Genomic DNA, 22,713 nt, shown 5'->3' with positions numbered 1-22,713 from the left:
TTAGATCTTGATGAAATGGCTAAACTCTTTTATCGGGAAATCCATCGTGAATTTGATATATTAAATAAACTCAGTGCCCGGCCTTTAGATGAGATATCTCCAGTGATGGCATATTTGCACAATAATTTGCCAGAGATTATAAAGGGCAGACCTGAAAGATTAGAGTTTCATGCTTTACAAATAAGCCCATTGTTGGTGGCAGCAAAAACGAATTATGATCTGGCAAATCCAATAATAACTGTTAATGGAGTTATCTTGAGTATAGCAAAAAGAAAACAATATATCACTAAGTGGGCAAAAGATGAAATCAGACTCATATTTAATTATGATTTTAATAATAGTTCGTTTTCTTCTCGTCATGATGGTGCTTTAGCTTACAGACATGCGAAAAGACTAAGTATGAATACGTGTTCTTACTGTAATTCCTATTTCACATTTACAATTAAAAATAAAAGAACTAAGACTAGACCTCAATTTGATCATTTTCTAGATAAGTCTAGGCATCCTTACTTAGCATTGTCCTTTTACAACCTCGTTCCATCTTGCCCAGTTTGTAATTCCACGGGTGTCAAAGGAACTACGCTTTTCTCAATATCTTCTCATCTTCATCCCTTTGTTGACAGTATGGATGGAGCATATCAATTTAGAACAAATGTGGGTGCCGTTGATTTTTTGGTGAATGGGGCTGATTTTGAACTTTTACTTCGTCCAAAATTAGGAGCTAATCGAGCAGAAAAAAAGAAGGCGCTTGGAAGTATTAAATCTTTGGCATTAAATGATCGGTATAAGTTTCATAAAGACCTAGCTCACGATATAATAAAAAAGGCTTATTTTTATAATAACTCTACTGTTGAGAGTCTTTTTACCTCTTTTGTAGTTGGAGGAGTTAATGTGTTTGCATCAGAAAGCGAAATAAAAGAATTGGTGATGGGAAATTACATGCATCCTGATCATTTCCATAAAAGGATATTTTCTAAGCTAACTAAAGATATATCTGAAGAATTTGGATTGACCATCTAACAGTTTTTAAATAATTGGATACAAAGCGATTGAACAGAAATTTAACAAAAAAATTGATATTATTGATAAATAGTGGTCTTTAATTCTGAGAAGATAAAAAGCGATCAAAAGAATTTAATACAAATAATTGTAAAAGATAGTTTGGCAAATGATACAGAAATCTATATAAAGGCATTTCAATTACCAATAATAAACAAGGGACTTTTAAACCAAGAGCTTGAATCTAAAGTAGCGCTCAAAGAGTTATTCGAGCCAACAAGAGCTTTACTTAAGCAAAAGATAGAACAAATACTGTTACCAACGGTATCTGAATAGTTATGGACATGAAGGTAATAAATTAGTTGGTTTAAAGTTTCGTTTTAATGAAACTTTTGTTATCTTTGTTTTCTCTCAGGATTAAAAATGGACAAACGATTTGAAATCATATTTCTAGAAGAAGCGTTTGAATTTTTAAAAGGATTAGAACGAAAACATTACGAAAAGATACTTTATAACATCCGTAAAGCCCAAATAGAAACTGACCCAGAGCTTTTCAAGAAACTTAATAATGACGTTTGGGAGTTCAGAACTTTATATCAAGGCTTGCAGTATCGACTTCTCGCTTTTTGGGATAAAACTTCTTCAACTGAAACATTGGTTATATCTACCCACGGCTTTATAAAAAAACGAAGCAAAGTACCCGATAACGAGATTCAAAAAGCAACTCAAATTCGAACAAAATATTTTGAAGAAAAGAAATTAAAGAGATGAAAACATATACATTAGACCAAGTACAAGACAAATTAATAGGTAAAATTGGTACCACTGACCGAGATTTGTTCGAGTATGAACTTCAAATGGACTTAATTGGAAAAGCGATTAAGCAAACACGGCAACAACGTAATTTAACACAAGAGGAATTGGGTAAATTAATTGGCGTTCAGAAAGCACAAATCTCAAGACTTGAAAATAACGCAAGTAACGCTACAATGGCTACATTATTAAGAGTTTTTAAAGCATTAAAAGCAAAAGTAAAAATACAAGTTGAACTTCCAAACTTAAATATTAATGTTGGCTAGTATCGAGGCCAACTGAGTGAAGTTTTTAGTTTGGTACCAATACCACTAACTTTTCAATAAATCCTAATCGTCCTTCGATAAAACCCTTCCACCATCCCCATAATAAATCTACCCTTATAGCATTATATAAACTTGGTGAAAAAACAAATCATTTCTGTAAACTTTTACTTTCAAAATTTAACGCATATCCAATAATTGATGTGCGATCGACGGGAGAGTTTACGAAAGGTCACATCACGAGTGAAAATACCATTAAACAAACGCAAATCCTAAAAAAGCCAGTTAAGATTAAACCGAACATAAGCCAATTAGAGCCAGCCTAACTCAATTTCTAAAAATCACCATCAATCAGCTAAGGCTCTTAATAAGTCTTCTGTATAACCGCCCCAAACAGTCTGATAAAAAGTTGCGATTAATTTTACTTTTGCTTGTACTTTCGGGTATTTGTCCACTATTTTCCAGAATTCTTTTCCTCCAGCAAAAATATTTTCTGCATACATATTGAAATCGTTCTCAAAATTAGATAAGGAATAGGGTGTTAAATAACCCTGCTCGCAAAGAACTAAATCAAAATCAGTTGAAAACAGACCAGCTTTTACTGCGGATGCACTGTTGCCCGATCTCAAATAAGGACTTAACTTTTTCCATTCTTCCTCAAATTTTACAGCTCTTTTATTTCTTAAAAGAATACTTGAAAACTCGTGGTGAAATGTTTTTTCTATCTCTTGATTACCATCGCTACCTATATAAATTGCGTTGTTAGAATTTGTGCCTAAAAAATTTTGCCGGTTAAAACGCAATTTTCCTGTGATGTAAACAGTTTTTAATGCATCATTTAATACGCTAATGGGATATTTATTAAATGCGGTTTTTAACGCAACAGTATCCTTTTGAAATTTATCTTTGTCGGCTGCTGTTGCCTTGGCATTGGTTTTTCTATCTAGCCAACTACTAGGAAATATAACTGAGCGACCGTTATAGCAGACTATCGCCACATTGCTTGTGTCCTGTGCTTGTGAATTGAATATAATTCCAATAGCAAATATGATACTAAATATTAAATACTTCATGCCATAAAAATATAGTTTTGTATGGAAATAAAATATACCCTTATCACGGTATTTATTTCAGGCTTATTTTATAAAGTTAGGCAATGAGGGAAAATAAAAATCACGTTAGGGATTATATAATCATCAACTATATAAACAGATCGAAACAACTTGTTAATGGATGATAGAATTTTGAAATGCTTTTTAAGGAATAGCATTTGAAACAGAAACGTTCATCACCTTAATTTTTTATTTTTTATTGAAAATTTTAAATGTGCTCAAGAGAGCTTTGCCGTTTATTGAGTTATCTTAAATACTATAAAGACGCCGATAACTATCCGTTTAGACAGCGATGGTAAGCCTAATTATAGCGATAACGACGGTCCATTCTCCATTATACGCACAAAATCGAGCATGCATTGAATTGTTATTGTATATAAAATACTTTAAAAAACAACTTTAAAGTTGTTTTTAGAAAAAAGTAAACCTATCTTTATACTCCCAATATAATATATGAGTTCACCATCAGAAATAGCCTCATTCTTAAATGACTTTAAAGAAAAGATGAGGTTTTGGGATGTGATTTTTCGAGATGACAGAGGTAAAAATACTAAAACGCTACTCGAATTAGAACTTAGACCTATTGAGCGAAAAACTATTCTAGAAGTACTAGAGACCAAAGACTATAGTGAAGGTCCGCTCGAAGAAAAATTATATGGTGGCGCTGATATGTGGGTATTTGGGAAAACCATCAAGAAAAAAGAATTGTATATCAAAATTACAATGGGCGACATAAACAACAATGTTATCTGTATTTCTTTTCACATCGCTGAACATAAGATGAACTATCCTTTAAAATAAATAATATGAAAAGTCCAATAACTGGTAAAGAAATGAAATTGACTAAAGAAATTAGATCAATTGATTTCAGAAAGGAAACTTTTGAAGTAGTTTTTCATTATTACAAATGCGAAGATAGTGGAGAACAATTCACCAACACCGCATTAGATGAAGTAAATACCAATCAGGTATATAACCAATACCGAAATCGATTCAATATTCCGTTTACGGATGAGATCATTAGAATTCGTTCTAAATATGGTTTGTCGGCAATAAAAATGTCAGAGATTTTAGGTTTTGGAGTAAATAGTTACCGCCAATATGAAGCAGGCGAAATACCAAGCATTGCCAACGCCAAATTAATTCAAATGGTGGATGTTCCGAAGTTTTTCATCGACATGGTCGAGCTATGTGCAACTTTAGAAGAAAAAACCAAAACAAAATATATTCAAAAAGCCCAATTATTGGCTGAGGATAGAGCTCGAAATATTTTCGATTTGAATTTTAAAGAGTATTTATTGGGCAATCAATTTGCCGATATTTATTCGGGGTACAGAAATCCAAATTTTGAGAAATTTACCGAAATGGTGGTTTATTTTTCGGAACAAATATCACCATTCAAAACGAAAATGAATAAGCTATTATTTTACGCAGATTTTTTAATGTTTAAAGAAAGTTGCTTTTCGATTAGCGGGCTACGTTACAATGCGATAGATATGGGACCTGTTCCAAATAACTTCCAAAGCATATTCGAATATTTAGATAATAATAACGAGATAGAAATTCAAACCACTGAATTTTCAAATGGTTACACCGGCGAACAATTTAAGACAAGAAAAGATAGGTCATTCAACCCTGATTTGTTTTCTGAAGACGAATTGAAAATTTTAATGAGCGTAGCGGCTACATTTAAAACAACCACGACAAATGAAATCATTGAGTTAAGTCATCTCGAAGAAGCGTGGAAAAAAAATGAAAAGGCCAAAAGCCTAATCAGTTATGCATATGCATTTGAGTTAAATCAAATTTAGAGTTTAATTCCACCAATAGTTTAAGAAAACTTAACCGTCATTCAATATAGCCCTTCCACCATTCCCATAATAAATATACCTTTACCACACAACACAAACCCGGTGAAAAAACAAACTATTTCCGCAGACTTTTACTTTCAAAATTTAACGCACATCCCAATAATCGATGTGCGGTCGCCGGGAGAGTTTGCGAAAGGACACATTCCGAATGTGCAAAATATCGAATTATTTACCGATGGAGAACGTGCAGTAGTTGGCACGGCTTATAAACAAGAATCGAAAGAAAAAGCTATTGAGATTGGTTTTGAATATGTTAAGCCAAAGCTGGATGATTTCATAGAAAAATCTATCGCAATTGCGCCTAATAAAACCGTTGTAGTTCACTGTTGGCGTGGTGGCATGAGAAGCAATGCTTTCGCAGATCATCTTGTAGAGAACGGTTTCGAAAAAGTTTATGTGATCGAAAAAGGCTACAAAGCTTTCAGAAATTATGTTTTGCAATTTTTCGAGCAAAATTTTAACCTCAAAGTTTTAGGTGGCTATACAGGCTCGGGTAAAACCGAAATTTTGCACAGCTTACAAAAAAAACATCAACAAGTTATAGATTTAGAAGCCTTGGCAAACCATAGAGGTTCGGCTTTTGGAGGGATAGACCTTCCGCCACAACCTACAACAGAACAATTTGAAAATAATCTGTTTAATAAACTGCGACGTTTAGATGCTAACTTACCAATTTGGGTAGAAGATGAAAGCATTTCAATTGGTAAAATATCCATCCCGACTGGATTTTTTGCGAAGATGAGAGATTTACCTGTCTATTTCTTAGCTATTCCGTTTGAGGAAAGAACAAAACACCTAGTGCATACCTACGCAACATTAAGCCATAATCAATTGGCCGATGCAATTAGTAGAATTACCAAAAGACTCGGTTACGATAAGGCAAAATTTGCTTTGGAAGCGCTCGACAAAAAAGATTATTACAAGGTGGTGGAGCTTACACTTTTATATTACGACAACTGTTATTTAAAAGGTTTACAAAAACGTGAGGCAACCTCAATTTTAAAATTCGAGATCGCTGAGGTAAATGCCGATAAAAATGCCGAATTTTTAATACACTTAACGAATTAGAAAAATGAATGAACCGATAAAATTAACAAGCTTTAGTCACGGTGCCGGTTGTGGGTGCAAAATATCGCCAAAGGTACTCACCACCATATTAGCATCTACTTCGCCAAAAATTGAAGACCCGAGACTTTTGGTCGGTAACGATACCAGAGATGATGCAGCCGTTTACGATATGGGGAATGGCACAGGAATTATCAGTACCACCGATTTTTTCTTACCCATTGTTGATGATCCTTTTACTTTTGGTAGGATTGCCGCCACAAATGCCATAAGCGATGTATATGCAATGGGCGGAAAACCGTTAATGGCAATCGCAATTCTCGGTTGGCCGATAAACAAACTAGCACCAGAAATTGCGGCACAAGTGATGGAAGGCGGCAGAAAAGCCTGTACCGATGCAGGAATTATCCTTGCCGGCGGACACAGCATTGATAATGAAGAACCTATTTTTGGTCTGGCTGTTACCGGTTCGGTGGTTATCTCTAATTTAAAACGCAACGACAAAGCCGAAGCTGGTAGTATTCTTTATTTAACTAAACCTTTGGGCGTCGGTATTCTATCAACGGCACAAAAGAAAGGTATTTTAGACGATGCGCACAAGGATATTGCTGCAAATTCGATGGTTATTTTAAATGATGTTGGGTTGCAGTTATCAGAAATTGAGGACGTTACCGCTTTAACTGATGTAACAGGTTTTGGATTGATGGGCCATTTGATTGAAGTGTGTGAAGGCAGCAACGTATCGGCGATTATCAATTACAGTAAAGTGCCTGTTTTCGACGAAATTTATGGTTATTTAGATCAAAAATGTTTCCCGGGAGGTACAACAAGAAACTGGGATAGCTATGGTTACAAACTGAAAATCGAAGATAAAACACAGCGACATATTTTATGCGATCCACAAACCAGTGGTGGATTATTGATTGCTGTTAAAAAAGAATCTGCCGGGAAAGTTGAATCTATTTTGAAAAGTAAAGGACTTTATGCAACGCCAATTGGCGAACTAATTGAAAAATCGGAATTGCCAGTATATATTAAATAGTAGCGAATTAGCAAAGTTAATCCGTTATAAATCAAGACAAACGCCTTTAAAATTGCATTTGATTAAACGCGAATAACTTGCCTAATGAATATTTTTCGCCTCCATATTTGATATAATCTCTAGACTTGAAGCCAAGCGCAATGAACGCTGGTTTTGCCGTCGGATATTTATTGAAAATTTTGTTGGCTTTAGCCGCAATGTTTAAAAGTGTTTGCCCCGAGTACAAATAAAATATTCACCGTTTTTTAAAATTTTGATAAATAGATAAATTTTATACATTTGTAAACAGGAAATGGTGTCTTCCTTAAAACCGCGATAGCTGATGGCGCCTACAATATTAATCTCCATATAAATAATTTATGTGGACTGTAAAACTATTGTAGATGATCGCAAATTCAAAATTTCTTACTCCAACACTATTAATTCATCGTCGATTTCTATCTGTTGAATTTTTTCTTGCTTTAGAGATATGTATTGTTAAAAACGCCATAAATTATAATGCATTTACCAATTTAGCACAGCATTATAAAGAAACACAAAAAAGAAATAACAATCAAACTGAAAAAAAATGAGCGCCTCGAATACAAAAAACAATACCAATATATCGCTAAAAGAGCATTTTGCCATTGTAAAACACCTCACCCGGTGGACACTCATGGTAGTTCCCGTAGCTGTTGCAATCGGCAGTATGGTCGCACTTTTTTTATGGCTATTAACTAGTGCCATACATTTCCGTTTCGATCATAAGTGGTTGCTATTTCTCCTGCCCGTTGCAGGTTTGGTAATACACTTTATTTACCAATCCGTTGGCAAATCATCAGAAAAAGGAAATAACCTGATTATGGAAGAAATTCACACTGCGGGTGGTGGCATCCCTAAAAGGATGGCACCAATTATCATGATCACCACAGTACTTACACATTTATTTGGTGGTTCAGCTGGCAGAGAAGGAACTGCGGTACAAATGGGAGGTAGTATTGCTGCCATGTTTGGTAGGTGGTTTAAATTGGAAGGATTAGATATGCGCATGATTCTTACCGCTGGTGTTGCCGCTGGTTTTGGTGCTGTATTTGGCACGCCTGTAACCGGAGCCATCTTTGCAATGGAAGTATTAACTATTGGGAAAATACAATATGAAGCACTAATTCCTGCATTAATTGCGGCCGTTATAGCCGATTTAACAGTCTCGGCATGGCATATATCACATACCCAATACCACATCGCTGTACTTGCAAAAACACCCTACTTTTTGGATAATTTCTTTCATATAGATATTCTATTGCTCGGAAAGGTAATTATCGCATCGGCAATTTTTGGTTTGGCCAGTTATCTTTTTGCAGGAATGGTACACGAAATAAAAAGCATCTGTTTAAAAATATTCAAATCTAAATGGATGATCCCTGTTTTTGGTGGCCTTTGCATTATTGCATTTACATTCATCAATGGCAAGCCCGATTATTTAAGCCTTGGTGTAGATGCAGAATATCCAGGTGCAATTACGCTTCCTTCAGCTTTTAACGCAGGCGGTGCAGATACATGGAGCTGGCTATGGAAAACAATATACACATCGGTTACACTGGCTACTGGTTTTAAAGGTGGCGAAGTAACGCCATTGTTTTACATAGGCGCCACATTGGGCAATACGTTATCATCACTCTTTAATGCACCTGTAGCATTGTTTGCAGCACTCGGTTTTATTGCTGTATTCTCTGGCGCCACCAATACGCCGCTCGCTTGTACTTTTATGGGCGTCGAATTATTTGGTGGAGAGCATGTACTTTTGTTTGCTGTAGCGTGTTTTACCGCTTATCTTTTTAGTGGCCATTCTGGCATTTACAGTGCACAGTTAATTGGTGTACCGAAGGTTTTCGATGCGCATTTTAAAGATGAAACTTCTTTAACCGAAGCCAACCATCGGCGTGGATATATGCATCAAAAATTGAGGAAATATCTATTACTATTTAGCAGAAAACACGACGACAAAGGCAAACAAAATCCCCACAATCAAAGCGATTAATTTAACCTAACCTTTCTAAATCGATTTATGCGATTGGAAAACTGCGAACTACTGCAAGAAATCTACGTAAGCAAGGAGAAAAAGACGTTGTATAAAAATATGTAGAGTTGGAATATTAAAAGATTCGACGATTATTTAAATACCAATGAACAAATAAAATGGAAGATGTAATTATTATTGGGGGTGGATTATCTGGCCTTGCCACAGCCTATCACCTCAAAAAAAGAAATATTGCTTTTAAAGTATTGGAAGCTCAAAGTCGTTTAGGTGGCAGAATTGAAACCCACTTAGGCAAGCTAAATACGCCAATGGAAATGGGTGCTACTTGGTTTAGTAAAGATCATAAAAATCTTTTAAAACTCTTAGAAGAACTAAACGTTGGTCATTTTGAACAACATAATGAAGGCATCGCACTGTTTGAGACCATGTCTTTCGAGCCACCTCAACAATATTTTGTACCGGCCAATACCCACTCTGCATATAGAATTGAGGGCGGAACGCGCAATCTCATTGATGCTTTACAGAATTGTATTGGCGAAGAAAATATAATTTTAAATACACAGATTATGGCAGTAATTGATGAGGGTGATTACATCAGCATTACAGATGAAACCAAAAATATTTACCAATGTAAACAACTCATCATTGCGATGCCACCGAGTTTGTTAATCAATAAAATCCATTTCTCGCCGAGTTTACCGCAAAATGTAACGAAAGTGATGCAACAGACGCAAACTTGGATGAGCGGTTCGATAAAATTTGCTGTTGAATATAAAACAGCTTTTTGGAAAGAAAATGGTTTTTCGGGCAGTGTATATAGTCAGTCTGGTTTAGCATCAGAAATTTACGACCACAGCAACTTTGACAATACTAGGTTTGCTATAAAAGGCTTTCTAAATGGTTCAAGCGTACATTATAGTTTTAAAGAGCGAGAACAAAAGGTTATTAACCAATTGAAACATTATTTTGGTAGCCAAGCCACAGATTTTATCAGTTACAACGATAAAATATGGAATGATCAATATATCCAAGCTGATACTCAAACTTTTCTTCCACCACATTTTAACAATGGCGACCCCCTATTTGCCGAAAGTTACATGGATAATAAACTTTTCTTTGCAGGTACAGAAACGAGCAGAATGTTTAGTGGCTATATGGAAGGCGCTACCATCGCTGCAGATTCAGTTGCGAAAAAAATTAAAGGAAATTAGTTTTTTTTAGTAGGATATTTTTTTATCTTCTGCACATAATGGATTTAAATTAAAGCGACAAACAGTTGCTAATTGAAAAAAATTCCGTGTGACTAAATAAACTTTCTCTCTACAATACCATTGTCAAACTTACGCGCCAACATTTATTTTCTAATCAGAATAATTGAATAAACCCTTCCAAAAACCGTATTTTTGTGTAAATCATAAAAATATGCTTAAAGGATTTTTTAACGTACCTACTCCGGTAAACGAAACAATTTTAAACTATGCACCAGGCAGTAAAGAGCGTGCATTATTAAAAGAAGCACTTGCAGAAGCGCGTTCGCACAAGCAAGACTTACCAATGTATATTGGTGGCAAACAGGTGCATACTGCTAAAAAAGGCAAAGTTGTCGCACCTCACGATCATCAACATATTTTAGCAAGCTTTAGCATTGGCGATAAAAACCACATTGCAGATGCCATTGATGCCGCTTTGGCAGCAAAACACGACTGGGAAAACTTAGCTTGGGAACATAGAGCAGCCATATTTTTAAAAGCTGCAGATTTAATTGCAGGCAAATATCGCTATAAATTAAATGCAGCAACCATGCTTGGGCAAAGCAAAAATGCTTATCAAGCAGAAATTGATGCAGCATGCGAACTGATCGATTTCTTGCGTTTTAACGTAAGCTACATGGCCGATATTTACAAACAACAACCTCCAGTTTCGCCCCGTGGTACATGGAACCGCTTGGAGCAACGCCCATTGGAGGGTTTTGTATTTGCACTTACTCCTTTCAACTTTACTGCCATTGCAGCAAACTTACCAGCATCTGTTGCAATGATGGGCAACGTAGTAGTTTGGAAACCCGCAGATACACAGGTTTATGCCGCTAACCTTTTAATGGAAATTTTTATTGAGGCAGGTTTGCCAGCTGGCGTAATTAATTTGGTTTACGCCGATGGACCAGAAACCGGCGAAGTGGTTTTCAACCATCCCGATTTTGCGGGAATACATTTTACAGGTTCAACAAAAGTTTTCCAAGAGATTTGGAAAACAATTGGCACCAATATTCACAAATACAAATCGTATCCTCGTATTGTTGGCGAAACAGGCGGCAAAGATTTTATTTTGGTTCACCCATCTGCGCAAGCTGATATTGCGAGCACTGCAATTGTTCGTGGCGCTTTCGAATATCAAGGACAAAAATGTTCTGCAGCGAGTCGGGTTTACATTGCAGAAAGCCTTTGGCCAGAAATTAAAAAACAAATGCTTCGCGATTTAGCCACTTTTAAAATGGGCGGAACAGAAGATTTTACCAATTTTATCAACGCCGTTATTGATGAACGTTCTTTTGATAAATTAGCGAAATACATCGATCAAGCTAAAAAAGATAAAGGTGTAGAAATTATTGCCGGTGGAAATTACGACAAGCGCAAAGGTTATTTTGTTGAGCCTACGGTTTTGGTTGTAGATGATCCAAAATACACCACCATGTGCGAAGAGTTGTTTGGACCGGTTTTAACCGTTTACGTTTATGCAGACAAGGATTTTGATTCGATTTTAGAAATTATAGATACCACATCGCCTTATGCTTTAACGGGTGCCATTATTGCACAAGATCGTTATGCAATCGAAAAAGCATCGCATGCATTGCGTAATTCGGCGGGTAACTTTTACATCAACGATAAATGTACAGGAGCTGTTGTTGGGCAACAACCATTTGGCGGTGCCAGAGGAAGTGGTACAAATGATAAAGCAGGTTCGATGATTAACTTGTTACGCTGGGTTTCTCCACGTACCATTAAAGAAGTATTCGAATCACCTACCGATTATCGTTATGCCTTTTTAGGAGAAGATTAGTTGAGTATTTAGTATAAAGTATTTAAATAAAAAGTGAAGACCGCTGAGCAATCTGCGGTTTTTGTTTTTTGGATATTTTGAAAAGCAATAGCAGCACATTTATTAATGTTCGTCGGGCTTTCCACTAAATCTTTTTTGTTATCCAACCTTAAAAATTAAAATTTCCTTAACAAAAAAGTATATCGTTGCAATCCCGTTTAAAAACTCAGGTAAATACACCTAAATACCGTTGCATGATGTATAGGGTAACTTTGAAAGTTTTGTGCAAATAACTTCCATATTAAACCTACAGATCATCGTTATGCAGTTTTGGGAGAAGATTAGGAAACATTATTATATTCTTTTGCTGGTTTGGATTTGTAATCCAAATCCTAGAGTAGAGGATTTAAAATCATAAGTTGAGTAAGTCAGGAAAACATTCCTGATCAACAAAGATGAAGCTATGCCAAAGGCATCCGTTTGGGCAACTTTTTAAACTAATGCCAAATTTAACGCAGTGCAAAAAAACAAACAGACATCTCGTCGCTATGCTCACTCGATGTGACGACCGCCCGAACCGGCTCAAATCCGATAGCTATCGTATAAAAACTCGTGAAATATTACCCAAAATTTAAAAGTTTGGAACACTATACTTTAATCATAACCCCGACTGAAGCGTCAGCTCCCGTTAAGATATCAATCCTATCTTTGTTGGTACGAATTCCCCAGCCAACTTGCGTCCTTCCCACGTAGGTGGGAATCTTAAAGCAATAAATAGGCCCTTCTTTCGCATTACGATTTCCGTTTGCGCGGGAATGACGACCAGAACTACTAAATGCGAGTAATGACATTACTAATTTTCTAAAATTAGCTCACAAATACTTTGCTTAAACCAACGCTTTTAAGGACAGAACATGCAACAAACGATTTATCCATAAATCAGGATCCTCGAAAATCTAAATTTCAGCCTCTTAAAACCATCTCCTAAAAAAGCTGTTGTATTTATAAAGAACTACATCATGGAAAATAACAAAATAAAAAACGAAAATTTGGAAGATGATAAAATCGAAAATTCTGTAGATCAAACCAATATGCCCGATGGTTTAGTGCCACGGTTTCATAGCGATGAAAATACAGACCAAAATAAGGTAGAATCTGATGCTGGCTTTTTAGGAAAGAGCTTTGGCAAAGGCGATTTCGGATCAGAAGAAGCGAGGCAAGATGCCGAAAAAGGCAATAAAGGACACGCAGGGAATCAACCCTTTTCAGAAGAAAAATAAAAAAAGCTCCGATTTTACAATCGGAGCTTTTACGCTTATAAGATTTTGAATAAGATTACTCAGCAACTACTTCAAAAGGAACTTTAACTTTAACTTCTTTGTGTAAGTTTAAGTTAGCTACGTATTCACCAATCATTTTCGGATCAGTTTCGAAAGTAATACGACGACGGTCAACTTCAAAGCCTTTAGCTTTTAAAGCTTCAGCAATTTGGATGGTATTAACCGCACCAAATATTTTACCGCTTTCGCCTGCTTTAGCACCGATAGAAAGTTTAACATCAGCTAAACGTTCTGCGATACCTTCTGCATCTTTTTTAATTTTATCTTGTTTAAAAGCAGCTTGCTTTAAGTTTTCTGCTAAAACCTTTTTTGCAGAGGTTGTAGCTAAAATACCAAATCCTTGCGGAATTAAGTAGTTACGGCCATAACCATTCTTAACATTCACTACATCATCCTTCTCACCTAGTGATTTGATATCTTGTTTTAAAATAATTTCCATATCAATCTTCTATTTTAATTGGTCAGCAACGAAAGGTAACAAACCAATGTGGCGAGCGCGTTTAACAGCCTGCGCCACTTTACGTTGAAATTTTAATGATGTACCAGTTAAACGGCGTGGTAAAAGTTTACCTTGATCGTTAATAAATTTTAACAAAAAGTTTGCGTCTTTGTAATCAATATATTTAATTCCGTTTTTCTTAAAACGACAATATTTTTTACGGTTATCCTCTACTTTAGGGGCAGTAACGTATTGTATTTGTTCTCTTGCCATTACGCTGCAACCTCCTTAGTTTTTTTGTTAAATGCACCGCTACGCTTTTTCTCGTTATAAGCTAAGGCATGTTTATCTAACCTAATGGTTAAAAAACGAAGCACACGCTCATCACGTTTCAATTGTAACTCTAATTTACTAATCAAATCTCCCGGAGCACTATACTCGGTTAAGTTGAAAAATCCGTTTGTTTTTTTAGCAATCGGATACGCTAATTTTCTTAAACCCCAATTATCTTCATGGATAATTTCGGCTCCGCCATCAGTTAAAACTGCTTTGAATTTAGCCATAGCTTCTTTCGCAACATCTTCTGACAACAACGGGGTTAGAACGATAACAGTTTCGTACTGATTCATTGTTATAAAATTGTTTTTAATTTTTTAATCCTAATTAAATGCGGTTACTCAACAAGAGCTCCCTTTTTTTTTAGGAGGCACAAAAATAGTAATATATTTCTAAAAATCAAAGGTTTAATTATAAATAACCAACTTAAAACAACCAATTGAAATATTTTAAATTTTATGTATCATTACTTCCGCAAAATAAACCTAAATGAGCAAACTAATCGTAATTATTTTTATACTTTTTACAACACACGCTTTTGGGCAAGCGCTAACTATTAGGCCGATAAATTGCGTAATTAAAGAATCTGACAATAAAAAAATTGCAAGACTGTTAAATTACGAGCGTATGTTTTATAACGAGATTTTCGACACGGATATTAATTTTGATGTTCCGATAACTCTCAACATTTACGGAAAGATAAAAGATTTTAAGGCATTAAAACAGCAATATGAAATTCTTAAGTCGGCAGATGGTTTTTACGCAAGTAACGTAAACGAAGCTTTTTTATTTAAGAGTAGTGATTATATATCTATTTCGCTACACGAAGTCAGCCATGGTTTAATGCAATCGAACTTTAAAAACCCTCCTCGCTGGCTCAACGAAGGGATGGCAGAGTTTTTCGAAACTTTTGACTTTGATGAAAATGGCGATTTGTATTCATCTCCGCAACAACGCATTATTCAAAATATTAAAACAGGTATAGAATTGAAAGAGAAAAACAGATTACAAACTTTTTTTAGTTTAAATGCAAACAATTTTTACACCGAAGGCATTGCCGATAACTATAGTACCGCTTACAGCGTGATTTATTTTTTGGTAAAAACAAAAAATAGCGCAGCACTTACCAATATTGTAAAACTAATTAAACAGGGTAAAACCAGTGAAGATGCAATTTCCACTACGTTTGGCAGCTTTAAAAATTTCGAGGATGGTTATAAGCGGTTTTACTATTACGTAAAATAGCCTTTTAACGCACGTAACAGCCAATTTTTCAACATTCTAATTTTCAATCACCTCAAACCATAAAAAATTTCATATTTTCGTGCCAATGGAAAATTTTATTGTTTCGGCACGAAAATACAGACCGGCTACGTTTGAAACCGTAGTTGGGCAACAGCACATTACCGGAACACTAAAAAATGCTATTAAAAATAATCAGCTTGCACAGGCTTTCTTATTTTGCGGTCCGCGAGGAGTTGGTAAAACCACTTGCGCCCGTATTTTAGCAAAAACCATAAACTGCACCAATTTAACTGCAGATACCGAAGCCTGCGGCGAATGCGAAAATTGCATTTCCTTTCAAACAGGTCATTCTTTTAACGTTCATGAGCTCGATGCAGCATCGAACAACTCGGTTGATGATATTAGAAGCTTAACAGAACAAGTTAGAATACCACCACAAGCGGGTAAGTATAAAATTTATATTATTGATGAGGTTCACATGCTTTCGGCAAGTGCATTTAATGCATTTCTAAAAACTTTAGAAGAACCGCCACCTTATGCAATTTTTATATTGGCAACTACTGAGAAGCATAAAATTTTGCCAACTATTTTATCCCGTTGTCAGATTTTTGATTTCAACCGCATACAAGTAGAAGATATATCAAATCATTTAGTATCTATCGCAAAGCGAGAAGCCATTACTGTAGAAATTGATGGCTTACATATTATTGCACAAAAGGCCGATGGCGGTTTACGCGATGCGTTATCGATGTTTGATCAAATTGCCAGCTACTCAAACAAAAATATCACCTACAAATCGGTAATCGACAATTTAAATATTTTAGATTACGACTACTTTTTTAAAATTACTGAACACCTAACTACAGCCGAGGTTAGCCAAACCTTGCTCCTATTTGATGAAATTTTGAATAATGGTTTCGATGGAAATAATTTTATAAATGGGTTGGCGAGCCATCTTCGTAATTTATTGGTAGGTAAAGATGCATCTACCTTAAAACTTTTAGAAGTAAGCGAAAATATTAGGCAGAAATACTTAGAACAGGCAAAACAGACCGAACTTTCGTTTTTATTAACGGCGCTAAATTTGGCAAACATTTGCGATTTAAATTATAAAACCTCCAAAAATCAAAGGCTACAGGTAGAACTCGCACTGATTAAAATGTGCCACATTCGATCCGTCGTCCACCTTGCACAGCAACCTTTAAAACCTACATCAACCACAGCAACTGACCAAGATCAGGATAAAAAAAAAACTAATGTCGTAGCCCAGGAAGCTGAAAGCTTAAAGCTGAAAGCTGAAAGCGAAGGAAGTAAAGCAGCTGAAAGCTTAAAGCTCAAAGCTCAAAGCGAAGTAGCTGAAAGTGAAAAGGTTAAAGTGGCACTACCCGCTTCGGCGTCGTCTATTAGTATTAATATCCCGAAATCAAATTCTTTAAATACCTTAATTCCATCTTTAAATGATTTGGGGCGGGTTGCAAATGGCGATGATGATAATACGCCAAAAACCGTTACAGGCGAAGCCAGAGAAGCTTTTAATTATGATAAACTTTTAGAAATTTGGAACCGGTATATTCAGATTTTAAAAGATGCCGATAAAATTAACCTTTACACCATTCTTAATAATTTTGCACCAACGCTTAAAAGTGATGTGCTAATCGAAATTTCGGTAGAGAGCAAAACGCAAGAGCAACTCATTCAACAAGAGTCGGTAGAGTTAATGAACTTTTTAAGAAATGAACTCCAAAACTTTGCGATAGATATTATTTTTAAACAGGTTGAGCGTAAAATAGAAAACAGACTTTATGGAAATAGAGAAAAGTACGATTACCTGCTCGGCAAAAACCCTAAGTTAGACGATTTAAGAAAAAAATTTAATTTAGATATTAGTCCTTAAAAGGTTGCGAGTTGCGGGTTATAAGTTACGGGCTAGGAGAACGAAAAATATAGCATAAAAAGGTACGTAGCTGTAATTTTTAAGTTGGTGTTCAACCACGCGACACGCAACACAAAACTTATTTTTAGTTCTTAATTTGGCGCTCAAACAGACAACTCGTAACACATAACCCGTAACTTATTTCTTCTCTATATCATTAACAGGATAACCTTCCTCGTCTAAATCATCACGATCATCCTCAGGTGTTCGAGCCAAAATTTCATCTTCAGAACTTAATTTTACACTCTCGCCATTATCTACATGCATCCCTAATTCATCTAATTCGTCATCGGCAATTGCCTCATCTTTGGCATATTCATCGCCTACATAAGGGTTAGAATTATCGTAAGTCGAATCATCATCTTTAGCACCAGTTGCAACAGTTTCGTATCCCATTGGGTGATCATAGTCTTTGTTATCGCCTTTTACATCCAATTCGTAACTCTGCTTACGCTCATCAAATGATAGATTTTCGTTATTAATTTCACTATTTTCGGTAGTGGTGTGTATTTTATCGTTCGAGCCTTTATTTTCTTCGGTAGCCATAATTTTATCTCCTATTTTTATTCAATTATAACAAAGTATTGGACATATGGTTTGAGTTGTTGATGGTTATTGGATAAAATTTATTTGGGCGCCTGCCTGCCGGCAGGCAGGTGCCCCATTACCGAAGAGGTAAGGGGTCGGGCTATACGCTTCAAGTCCTCAACCGCAAAAAAGCGGTCTCCGGGCTTTCCACTACTATCCCTCACGCAAAAACTAAACCAACATAAAGCTTATAAATAGTATAGAAATACCGCAATGCAGAGATCAAAAAAAAGAGCTGGTCTTTTCGACTGTCACAAATTAATGCCTTTGGCAGAGTGTAGAGAAACGGAAAAGTCTCTTAAGTGTTGATAACATAGGTTAAAGATTTCTCGGCTTCGCTCGAAATGACGATTTTTTTTATATTACCTATCGGTTGGTATCCTCGCCAAACCGTAGAGCTGCGTCAAAACAGAATCCTCCCCCTGCGCCCTCCAAAGGGGGGAAAGCATGGTGCATAAATAAAAGTACGTCTAAATAATTCGAGCGTACTGATTGGTGAGGGCATCAACCGATAAAAAAACCAGAATCCTAGTACTGAATAAAATTGCTTATTGCTATAAGATTCCCACCTGCGTGGGAAAGACGTAGAGGCTAAATGGTTTTATACTCTTGAGTATTCAATAGAAGGTAATAACCCATAAAAAAGGCCCTCGATTTCAAAAAATCGAGGGCCTTGAAAATTCAGTTAATAATATTTTACAAACTTGCTAAAGCTGTATTTAAAGTCTCACTTGGGCGCATGGCTTTACTTACTGCATCAATATTTGGGTGATAATAACCACCGATATTTTGAGGCTTGCCCTGTGCGCCAATTAGCTCTTCGTTAATTTTAGCTTCGTTTGCTTTTAGGCTTTCAAACAATGGCGTAAATCTAGCTTTCAAATCTGCATCTTTAGTTTGATTTGCCAAAGCTTCTGCCCAGTACATTGCCAAGTAAAAATGAGAACCGCGGTTGTCAATCGTTCCTAATTTACGGCCAGGAGATTTATCCGTTGCCAAGAATTTCGCGTTTGCTTCATCCAGTGCATCAGCTAAAACCTGCGCTTTTGCATTGTTTTGAGTTTGAGATAAATGCTCTAACGAAGCTTGCAAGGCTAAAAACTCGCCTAACGAATCCCAACGCAAATAACCTTCGGCAATAAATTGCTCAATATGTTTTGGCGCAGAACCGCCAGCACCAGTCTCGAACAAACCACCACCACTCATTAAAGGTACAATAGATAACATTTTTGCAGAAGTTCCAAGTTCCAAAATCGGAAATAAATCTGTTAAATAATCACGTAGTACGTTGCCCGTTACCGAAATTGTATCTTCTCCTTTACGGATACGATCTAAAGTAAAATGTGTGGCTTGAATAGGAGCTAAAATGCGAATATCCAACCCTTCAGTATCGTGATCGGTTAAGTAATGTTTTACTTTAGTGATAATTTCTCTATCGTGCGCTCTATTTTCATCTAACCAGAAAACAGCTGGCGTTGCCGATAAGCGTGCTCTATTTACTGCCAATTTTACCCAATCTTGTATCGGTGCATCTTTGGTTTGGCACATGCGGAAAATATCTCCTTTTTGTACTTTTTGATCGAAGAAAACTTTACCATCTGCATCTGTTACACGAATAAGTCCGTTTGCTTTTGCCTGAAAGGTTTTATCATGCGAACCATATTCCTCAGCTTTTTGCGCCATTAAACCAACATTCGGTACAGATCCCATAGTGGTTACATCAAATGCGCCGTTTTTTTTACAATCATCGATCGTGGCGGTATAAACACCAGCGTAACAACGATCTGGAATTAAGGCCGTAGTATCTTGAGATTTACCTGCAGCATTCCACATTTGGCCAGAAGTACGTATCATTGCGGGCATAGAAGCATCAACAATCACATCAGAAGGTACGTGTAAATTGGTAATTCCTTTATCAGAATTTACCATGGCTAACGCAGGGCCGTTTTCTATTGCTTTGGCTAGCGCAGCTTCTACCTCAGCTTGTTCTGGCTGACCAGCAATTTTTGCATAAACATCGCCTAAGCCATTGCTGGTATCAACATTAAGTTTTTTAAATAAATCTGCATATTTTGTAAATACAGTTGCGAAGTAAACTTCTACAATTGCGCCAAAAATAAGCGGATCAGAAACTTTCATCATCGTTGCTTTTAAATGTGCTGATAATAATGTCCCGTTTGCTTTGGTTGCGACAATTTCTTTGGCCACAAATGCTTTCAAAGCAGTTAAACTAAGTGCCGAACTGTCTATCACTTCGCCAGCCTTAAGTGGCGTCAAACCTTTCAATTGGCTAACTGCACCATCTTCTGCAACAAATTCTATTTTAAATTGAGAAGCTTCGGTAAGCGTTACCGATTTTTCTGAACCATAAAAATCACCTTCAGTCATGCTGGCTACGCGAGTTTTAGAATCTGCCGACCATGCACCCATTGAATGTGGATTTACTTTAGCATAATTTTTAACGGCTTTTGGCGCTCTACGATCTGAATTACCTTCTCGCAAAACCGGGTTAACTGCCGAACCTAGTACTTTGCCATACTTGGCTTTAATCTCTTTTTCCTCATCCGTTTGCGCATTATCAGGATAATTGGGAATAGCAAAACCTTGTGCCTGCAATTCGGTAATGGCATCAACCAATTGCGGAATAGAAGCAGAAATATTGGGTAATTTAATAATATTTGCTTCTGGCGTTGTGGCTAAAGCACCAAGTTCTGCCAAAGCATCGCTAACTTTTTGTTCTTCTTTTAAATATTCAGGAAAGTTTGATAAAATCCTTCCTGCCAAAGAAATATCTCTAGTTTCTACATCAATACCTGCCGATGCCGTAAAGGCTTGTACAATTGGTAAAAGTGAATAGGTGGCCAACATTGGCGCTTCATCCGTTTTGGTATAGATTATTTTCGAAGTGTTTGACATATCAAATTGTTTTGTAAAAATTAAAATGAAATTAATTTTAGCACGATGGTTAAAATCGCCTAAAGATAAAATAATCATACGAATTAAGCAGTATGGTTTTTACTTTTGACGAGCAAATGTTAAAGAAAATATTATCTTAGGAGATGATTAATGCCAATGCCAGATTTTAAAAAACTATACTTTTTCGTTATTGTATCCCTATCTTCACTTTCTGTTTTTAGTCAGGATTTTTATGCAGATTGGAAATCATTTGTACCACCGAACAACTGGAAAATTGAATTTATAAAAGATTCGACCTTTAACTTTAACAAAAAAGTTGTTGGCAAACTCGTTCTTCAAAATGAATTGGACCCACAATTTGCAATTGAATACCAAATTTTTAACAGTTTAGAGATCGACAGTTTGTTTAAAGGACATGTTAAACAGCACCAAATATTATCGCCTTGCGTTACGAATATAAATTTTAGTGCCTTTGCTTACAAGGGATATTATTATTTGCCTGATGGTTGTAATGCCTGTAACACCAATAGGATTGGCGGATATAAGGTGAATAATAAAAATAAATATGGAAATTTAATGACTAATTGTGAACATTTGAACGCTACCATTTTGAAATTTACTACTTTAAAATATTAGCATGATAGAAAGCCATAATCTTATTTTAAAGCCGTTAAGCAGTAAACAGTTGACAAAATACCTTAAAAATGATGGATCTTTGGAAAAAGATTTACGCTTAAATAGAAGTCAGTACATTATTTCCAACAAAGTTGAGGAAGGTTTTGTTGAAAATATTTTACCTGATGTAAAAGATGCTGGCAAAAACCACCTTTTTACTTCATTGTGGGTAATTATTTTAAAAACTCAAAGCAAAATAATTGGCGACATTCATTTTTTAAGTTTACCAGATGTTGATGGCGAAATAGAAATTGGATACAGCACTTTTAAAGCATTTAGAGGCAAAGGTTACATGACTGAAGCAATAGCGTGTATTTTAGCGTGGGCTAAAAGACAAGATTTTGTTAAATCCATCTTCGCGCAAACTGCAAAAACCAATATGCCATCGTGGCGAATTTTAGAAAAAAATGGCTTTGAGAAAGTTGGGGACGATGAAAGTTTATTTAACTGGCGATTGATATTTTGATAATCCGTAACCTTACAAACGCTTAAAAATGATAGAACAATTGGCTGAAAGAAATGATCAAATAGAAACTCAATACCTAATTAGTACAACAAAATTTGTAATACTTTCTATTTTAACGCTAGGATTGTACGAATTTTGGTGGGTTTACAAAGCTTGGCGGTTTTTTCAAGAAAAAGAAAATTCTGGTATAAATGCTCCGTTAAGGACAATTTTGAGTATCGTTTTTTTAATGTCGCTGTTTAGTAAAATTAATAGTTATGCGCTTGATAAGGGAAACCCCAAAAAGTTTTATGCCGGTGTTGTATTTGTAAACTATCTCTTAGTAAGCCTTAGTGGTTTTTTGCCATTTCCATTTTTAATATTAGCTAACTTTTCGGTTTTTATGTTAATAACGCCTTTTAAAGCTTTAAATTTCGCAAAAAGACATTCGAAGACCGTTGCAAAAGTGAGACATTATTTGTTTTTCATTTTTTTTGATTTTCTCTTCGATTTTTCGTCGTTGTTTTTAGTTTTTCATCGAAAATATTAGTGTTAAACGAGGGTTTATCCCTCATTTT

The 22,713-nt window shown here is 35.8% G+C and carries 23 protein-coding genes and 1 riboswitch; of the genes, 17 read left to right on the top strand and 6 right to left on the bottom strand.

What is annotated here, in order from left to right; genetic code table 11:
* Positions 1–15 precede the first annotated feature (15 nt).
* From EZJ43_RS14165 to EZJ43_RS14150, 4 genes are all read left to right on the top strand, one after another.
* Positions 16–1,020 (top strand): HNH endonuclease, encoded by a 1,005-nt coding sequence (locus EZJ43_RS14165; protein WP_133263374.1) that lies wholly within the window; start codon positions 16–18, stop codon positions 1,018–1,020.
* A 72-nt stretch (positions 1,021–1,092) separates the two neighbouring features.
* On the top strand, positions 1,093–1,335 hold the full coding sequence (locus EZJ43_RS14160) for a hypothetical protein (RefSeq protein WP_133263373.1): 243 nt from the start codon (positions 1,093–1,095) through the stop codon (positions 1,333–1,335).
* Between the two features lie 87 nt (positions 1,336–1,422).
* Positions 1,423–1,770 (top strand): type II toxin-antitoxin system RelE/ParE family toxin, encoded by a 348-nt coding sequence (locus EZJ43_RS14155; RefSeq protein WP_133263372.1) that lies wholly within the window; start codon positions 1,423–1,425, stop codon positions 1,768–1,770.
* Positions 1,767–2,078, top strand: coding sequence for a helix-turn-helix domain-containing protein (locus EZJ43_RS14150; protein WP_133263371.1), 312 nt, complete (start codon positions 1,767–1,769; stop codon positions 2,076–2,078). The genes EZJ43_RS14155 and EZJ43_RS14150 overlap by 4 nt, the downstream gene beginning before the upstream one ends.
* Before the next feature lie 344 nt (positions 2,079–2,422).
* Here the strand turns inward: EZJ43_RS14150 and EZJ43_RS14145 are convergent, their stop codons facing one another.
* Entirely contained in the window at positions 2,423–3,148 is a 726-nt protein-coding gene (locus EZJ43_RS14145; RefSeq protein WP_133263370.1) for a putative zinc-binding metallopeptidase, read from the bottom strand.
* Between the two features lie 492 nt (positions 3,149–3,640).
* Here EZJ43_RS14145 and EZJ43_RS14140 point away from each other — a divergent pair, with 492 nt between their 5' ends.
* The 8 genes from EZJ43_RS14140 to EZJ43_RS14105 all read left to right on the top strand — a co-directional run bounded on the left by EZJ43_RS14140 (position 3,641) and on the right by EZJ43_RS14105 (position 13,498).
* Entirely contained in the window at positions 3,641–3,988 is a 348-nt protein-coding gene (locus EZJ43_RS14140) for a toxin (RefSeq protein WP_133263369.1), read from the top strand.
* Positions 3,989–3,993: 5 nt separating this feature from the next.
* Complete coding sequence (locus tag EZJ43_RS14135; RefSeq protein ID WP_133263368.1) at positions 3,994–4,998, top strand: type II toxin-antitoxin system antitoxin SocA domain-containing protein; 1,005 nt, start codon at positions 3,994–3,996, stop codon at positions 4,996–4,998.
* Between the two features lie 102 nt (positions 4,999–5,100).
* The gene (gene mnmH / locus EZJ43_RS14130; RefSeq protein ID WP_133263367.1) at positions 5,101–6,126 is read left to right on the top strand and encodes a tRNA 2-selenouridine(34) synthase MnmH; all 1,026 of its coding nucleotides are present in this window, start codon (positions 5,101–5,103) and stop codon (positions 6,124–6,126) included.
* A 4-nt stretch (positions 6,127–6,130) separates the two neighbouring features.
* Positions 6,131–7,165, top strand: a complete 1,035-nt coding sequence (selD, locus tag EZJ43_RS14125; protein ID WP_133263366.1) for a selenide, water dikinase SelD — start codon at positions 6,131–6,133, stop codon at positions 7,163–7,165.
* A 279-nt stretch (positions 7,166–7,444) separates the two neighbouring features.
* A riboswitch (Fluoride riboswitch) is annotated at positions 7,445–7,504 on the top strand.
* Positions 7,505–7,733: 229 nt separating this feature from the next.
* Positions 7,734–9,182 carry a voltage-gated chloride channel family protein gene (locus EZJ43_RS14120; protein ID WP_133263365.1) on the top strand — a complete coding sequence of 483 codons (1,449 nt, stop codon included), beginning with the start codon at positions 7,734–7,736 and terminating at the stop codon, positions 9,180–9,182.
* A gap of 158 nt (positions 9,183–9,340) precedes the next feature.
* Positions 9,341–10,393 carry a flavin monoamine oxidase family protein gene (locus tag EZJ43_RS14115; RefSeq protein WP_133263364.1) on the top strand — a complete coding sequence of 351 codons (1,053 nt, stop codon included), beginning with the start codon at positions 9,341–9,343 and terminating at the stop codon, positions 10,391–10,393.
* Between the two features lie 211 nt (positions 10,394–10,604).
* Positions 10,605–12,239 carry an L-glutamate gamma-semialdehyde dehydrogenase gene (pruA, locus tag EZJ43_RS14110; RefSeq protein WP_133263363.1) on the top strand — a complete coding sequence of 545 codons (1,635 nt, stop codon included), beginning with the start codon at positions 10,605–10,607 and terminating at the stop codon, positions 12,237–12,239.
* A gap of 998 nt (positions 12,240–13,237) precedes the next feature.
* Entirely contained in the window at positions 13,238–13,498 is a 261-nt protein-coding gene (locus EZJ43_RS14105; RefSeq protein WP_133263362.1) for a hypothetical protein, read from the top strand.
* A gap of 55 nt (positions 13,499–13,553) precedes the next feature.
* Here EZJ43_RS14105 and rplI read toward each other — a convergent pair whose 3' ends face one another.
* Genes rplI through rpsF form a run of 3 tightly spaced genes read right to left on the bottom strand, consistent with a single transcriptional unit; the run spans position 13,554 to position 14,626 of the window.
* Positions 13,554–13,997 (bottom strand): 50S ribosomal protein L9, encoded by a 444-nt coding sequence (gene rplI, locus EZJ43_RS14100; protein WP_133263361.1) that lies wholly within the window; start codon positions 13,995–13,997, stop codon positions 13,554–13,556.
* A 9-nt stretch (positions 13,998–14,006) separates the two neighbouring features.
* The gene (rpsR, locus tag EZJ43_RS14095) at positions 14,007–14,270 is read right to left on the bottom strand and encodes a 30S ribosomal protein S18 (protein ID WP_010599582.1); all 264 of its coding nucleotides are present in this window, start codon (positions 14,268–14,270) and stop codon (positions 14,007–14,009) included.
* Positions 14,270–14,626, bottom strand: a complete 357-nt coding sequence (gene rpsF / locus EZJ43_RS14090; RefSeq protein WP_133263360.1) for a 30S ribosomal protein S6 — start codon at positions 14,624–14,626, stop codon at positions 14,270–14,272. Before rpsF ends, rpsR begins: the two co-directional genes overlap by 1 nt.
* Before the next feature lie 196 nt (positions 14,627–14,822).
* On the opposite strand from rpsF, the gene EZJ43_RS14085 reads away from it, so the two are divergent.
* Together EZJ43_RS14085 and EZJ43_RS14080 are read left to right on the top strand one after the other, a co-directional pair.
* Positions 14,823–15,578 carry a DUF1570 domain-containing protein gene (locus EZJ43_RS14085; RefSeq protein WP_133263359.1) on the top strand — a complete coding sequence of 252 codons (756 nt, stop codon included), beginning with the start codon at positions 14,823–14,825 and terminating at the stop codon, positions 15,576–15,578.
* An 85-nt stretch (positions 15,579–15,663) separates the two neighbouring features.
* A complete protein-coding gene (locus EZJ43_RS14080) occupies positions 15,664–17,472 on the top strand; it encodes a DNA polymerase III subunit gamma/tau (protein WP_133263358.1) in 1,809 nt (602 codons plus the stop codon).
* A 177-nt stretch (positions 17,473–17,649) separates the two neighbouring features.
* Here the strand turns inward: EZJ43_RS14080 and EZJ43_RS14075 are convergent, their stop codons facing one another.
* On the bottom strand, positions 17,650–18,057 hold the full coding sequence (locus EZJ43_RS14075; RefSeq protein ID WP_133263357.1) for a hypothetical protein: 408 nt from the start codon (positions 18,055–18,057) through the stop codon (positions 17,650–17,652).
* Between the two features lie 738 nt (positions 18,058–18,795).
* A complete protein-coding gene (locus EZJ43_RS14070) occupies positions 18,796–21,015 on the bottom strand; it encodes an NADP-dependent isocitrate dehydrogenase (RefSeq protein ID WP_133263451.1) in 2,220 nt (739 codons plus the stop codon).
* Between the two features lie 156 nt (positions 21,016–21,171).
* Here EZJ43_RS14070 and EZJ43_RS14065 point away from each other — a divergent pair, with 156 nt between their 5' ends.
* Genes EZJ43_RS14065 through EZJ43_RS14055 form a run of 3 tightly spaced genes read left to right on the top strand, consistent with a single transcriptional unit; the run spans position 21,172 to position 22,685 of the window.
* A complete protein-coding gene (locus EZJ43_RS14065) occupies positions 21,172–21,651 on the top strand; it encodes a hypothetical protein (protein ID WP_133263356.1) in 480 nt (159 codons plus the stop codon).
* 1 nt (position 21,652) lies between these two features.
* A complete protein-coding gene (locus EZJ43_RS14060; RefSeq protein WP_133263355.1) occupies positions 21,653–22,156 on the top strand; it encodes a GNAT family N-acetyltransferase in 504 nt (167 codons plus the stop codon).
* 28 nt (positions 22,157–22,184) lie between these two features.
* Entirely contained in the window at positions 22,185–22,685 is a 501-nt protein-coding gene (locus tag EZJ43_RS14055; RefSeq protein WP_133263354.1) for a hypothetical protein, read from the top strand.
* Positions 22,686–22,713 lie beyond the last annotated feature (28 nt).

It is taken from the genome of Pedobacter changchengzhani (genome assembly GCF_004354365.1).
GTDB lineage: Bacteria > Bacteroidota > Bacteroidia > Sphingobacteriales > Sphingobacteriaceae > Pedobacter > Pedobacter changchengzhani.
The sequence above is the reverse complement of the archived record's forward strand: the minus strand, read 5'-3'. Positions and strand labels throughout refer to the sequence as shown.

Excerpts from the sequence above, each read along its gene's own strand:
- EZJ43_RS14165 (WP_133263374.1), top strand. The coding sequence starts at position 16 with ATGGCTAAACTCTTTTATCGGGAAATCCATCGTGAATTTGATATATTA.
- EZJ43_RS14155 (WP_133263372.1), top strand. The coding sequence starts at position 1,423 with ATGGACAAACGATTTGAAATCATATTTCTAGAAGAAGCGTTTGAATTT.
- EZJ43_RS14150 (WP_133263371.1), top strand. The coding sequence starts at position 1,767 with ATGAAAACATATACATTAGACCAAGTACAAGACAAATTAATAGGTAAA.
- EZJ43_RS14145 (WP_133263370.1), bottom strand. The coding sequence starts at position 3,148 with ATGAAGTATTTAATATTTAGTATCATATTTGCTATTGGAATTATATTC.
- EZJ43_RS14140 (WP_133263369.1), top strand. The coding sequence starts at position 3,641 with ATGAGTTCACCATCAGAAATAGCCTCATTCTTAAATGACTTTAAAGAA.
- EZJ43_RS14135 (WP_133263368.1), top strand. The coding sequence starts at position 3,994 with ATGAAAAGTCCAATAACTGGTAAAGAAATGAAATTGACTAAAGAAATT.
- selD (WP_133263366.1), top strand. The coding sequence starts at position 6,131 with ATGAATGAACCGATAAAATTAACAAGCTTTAGTCACGGTGCCGGTTGT.
- EZJ43_RS14120 (WP_133263365.1), top strand. The coding sequence starts at position 7,734 with ATGAGCGCCTCGAATACAAAAAACAATACCAATATATCGCTAAAAGAG.
- EZJ43_RS14115 (WP_133263364.1), top strand. The coding sequence starts at position 9,341 with ATGGAAGATGTAATTATTATTGGGGGTGGATTATCTGGCCTTGCCACA.
- pruA (WP_133263363.1), top strand. The coding sequence starts at position 10,605 with ATGCTTAAAGGATTTTTTAACGTACCTACTCCGGTAAACGAAACAATT.
- EZJ43_RS14105 (WP_133263362.1), top strand. The coding sequence starts at position 13,238 with ATGGAAAATAACAAAATAAAAAACGAAAATTTGGAAGATGATAAAATC.
- rplI (WP_133263361.1), bottom strand. The coding sequence starts at position 13,997 with ATGGAAATTATTTTAAAACAAGATATCAAATCACTAGGTGAGAAGGAT.
- rpsR (WP_010599582.1), bottom strand. The coding sequence starts at position 14,270 with ATGGCAAGAGAACAAATACAATACGTTACTGCCCCTAAAGTAGAGGAT.
- rpsF (WP_133263360.1), bottom strand. The coding sequence starts at position 14,626 with ATGAATCAGTACGAAACTGTTATCGTTCTAACCCCGTTGTTGTCAGAA.
- EZJ43_RS14085 (WP_133263359.1), top strand. The coding sequence starts at position 14,823 with ATGAGCAAACTAATCGTAATTATTTTTATACTTTTTACAACACACGCT.
- EZJ43_RS14080 (WP_133263358.1), top strand. The coding sequence starts at position 15,664 with ATGGAAAATTTTATTGTTTCGGCACGAAAATACAGACCGGCTACGTTT.
- EZJ43_RS14075 (WP_133263357.1), bottom strand. The coding sequence starts at position 18,057 with ATGGCTACCGAAGAAAATAAAGGCTCGAACGATAAAATACACACCACT.
- EZJ43_RS14070 (WP_133263451.1), bottom strand. The coding sequence starts at position 21,015 with ATGTCAAACACTTCGAAAATAATCTATACCAAAACGGATGAAGCGCCA.
- EZJ43_RS14065 (WP_133263356.1), top strand. The coding sequence starts at position 21,172 with ATGCCAGATTTTAAAAAACTATACTTTTTCGTTATTGTATCCCTATCT.
- EZJ43_RS14060 (WP_133263355.1), top strand. The coding sequence starts at position 21,653 with ATGATAGAAAGCCATAATCTTATTTTAAAGCCGTTAAGCAGTAAACAG.
- EZJ43_RS14055 (WP_133263354.1), top strand. The coding sequence starts at position 22,185 with ATGATAGAACAATTGGCTGAAAGAAATGATCAAATAGAAACTCAATAC.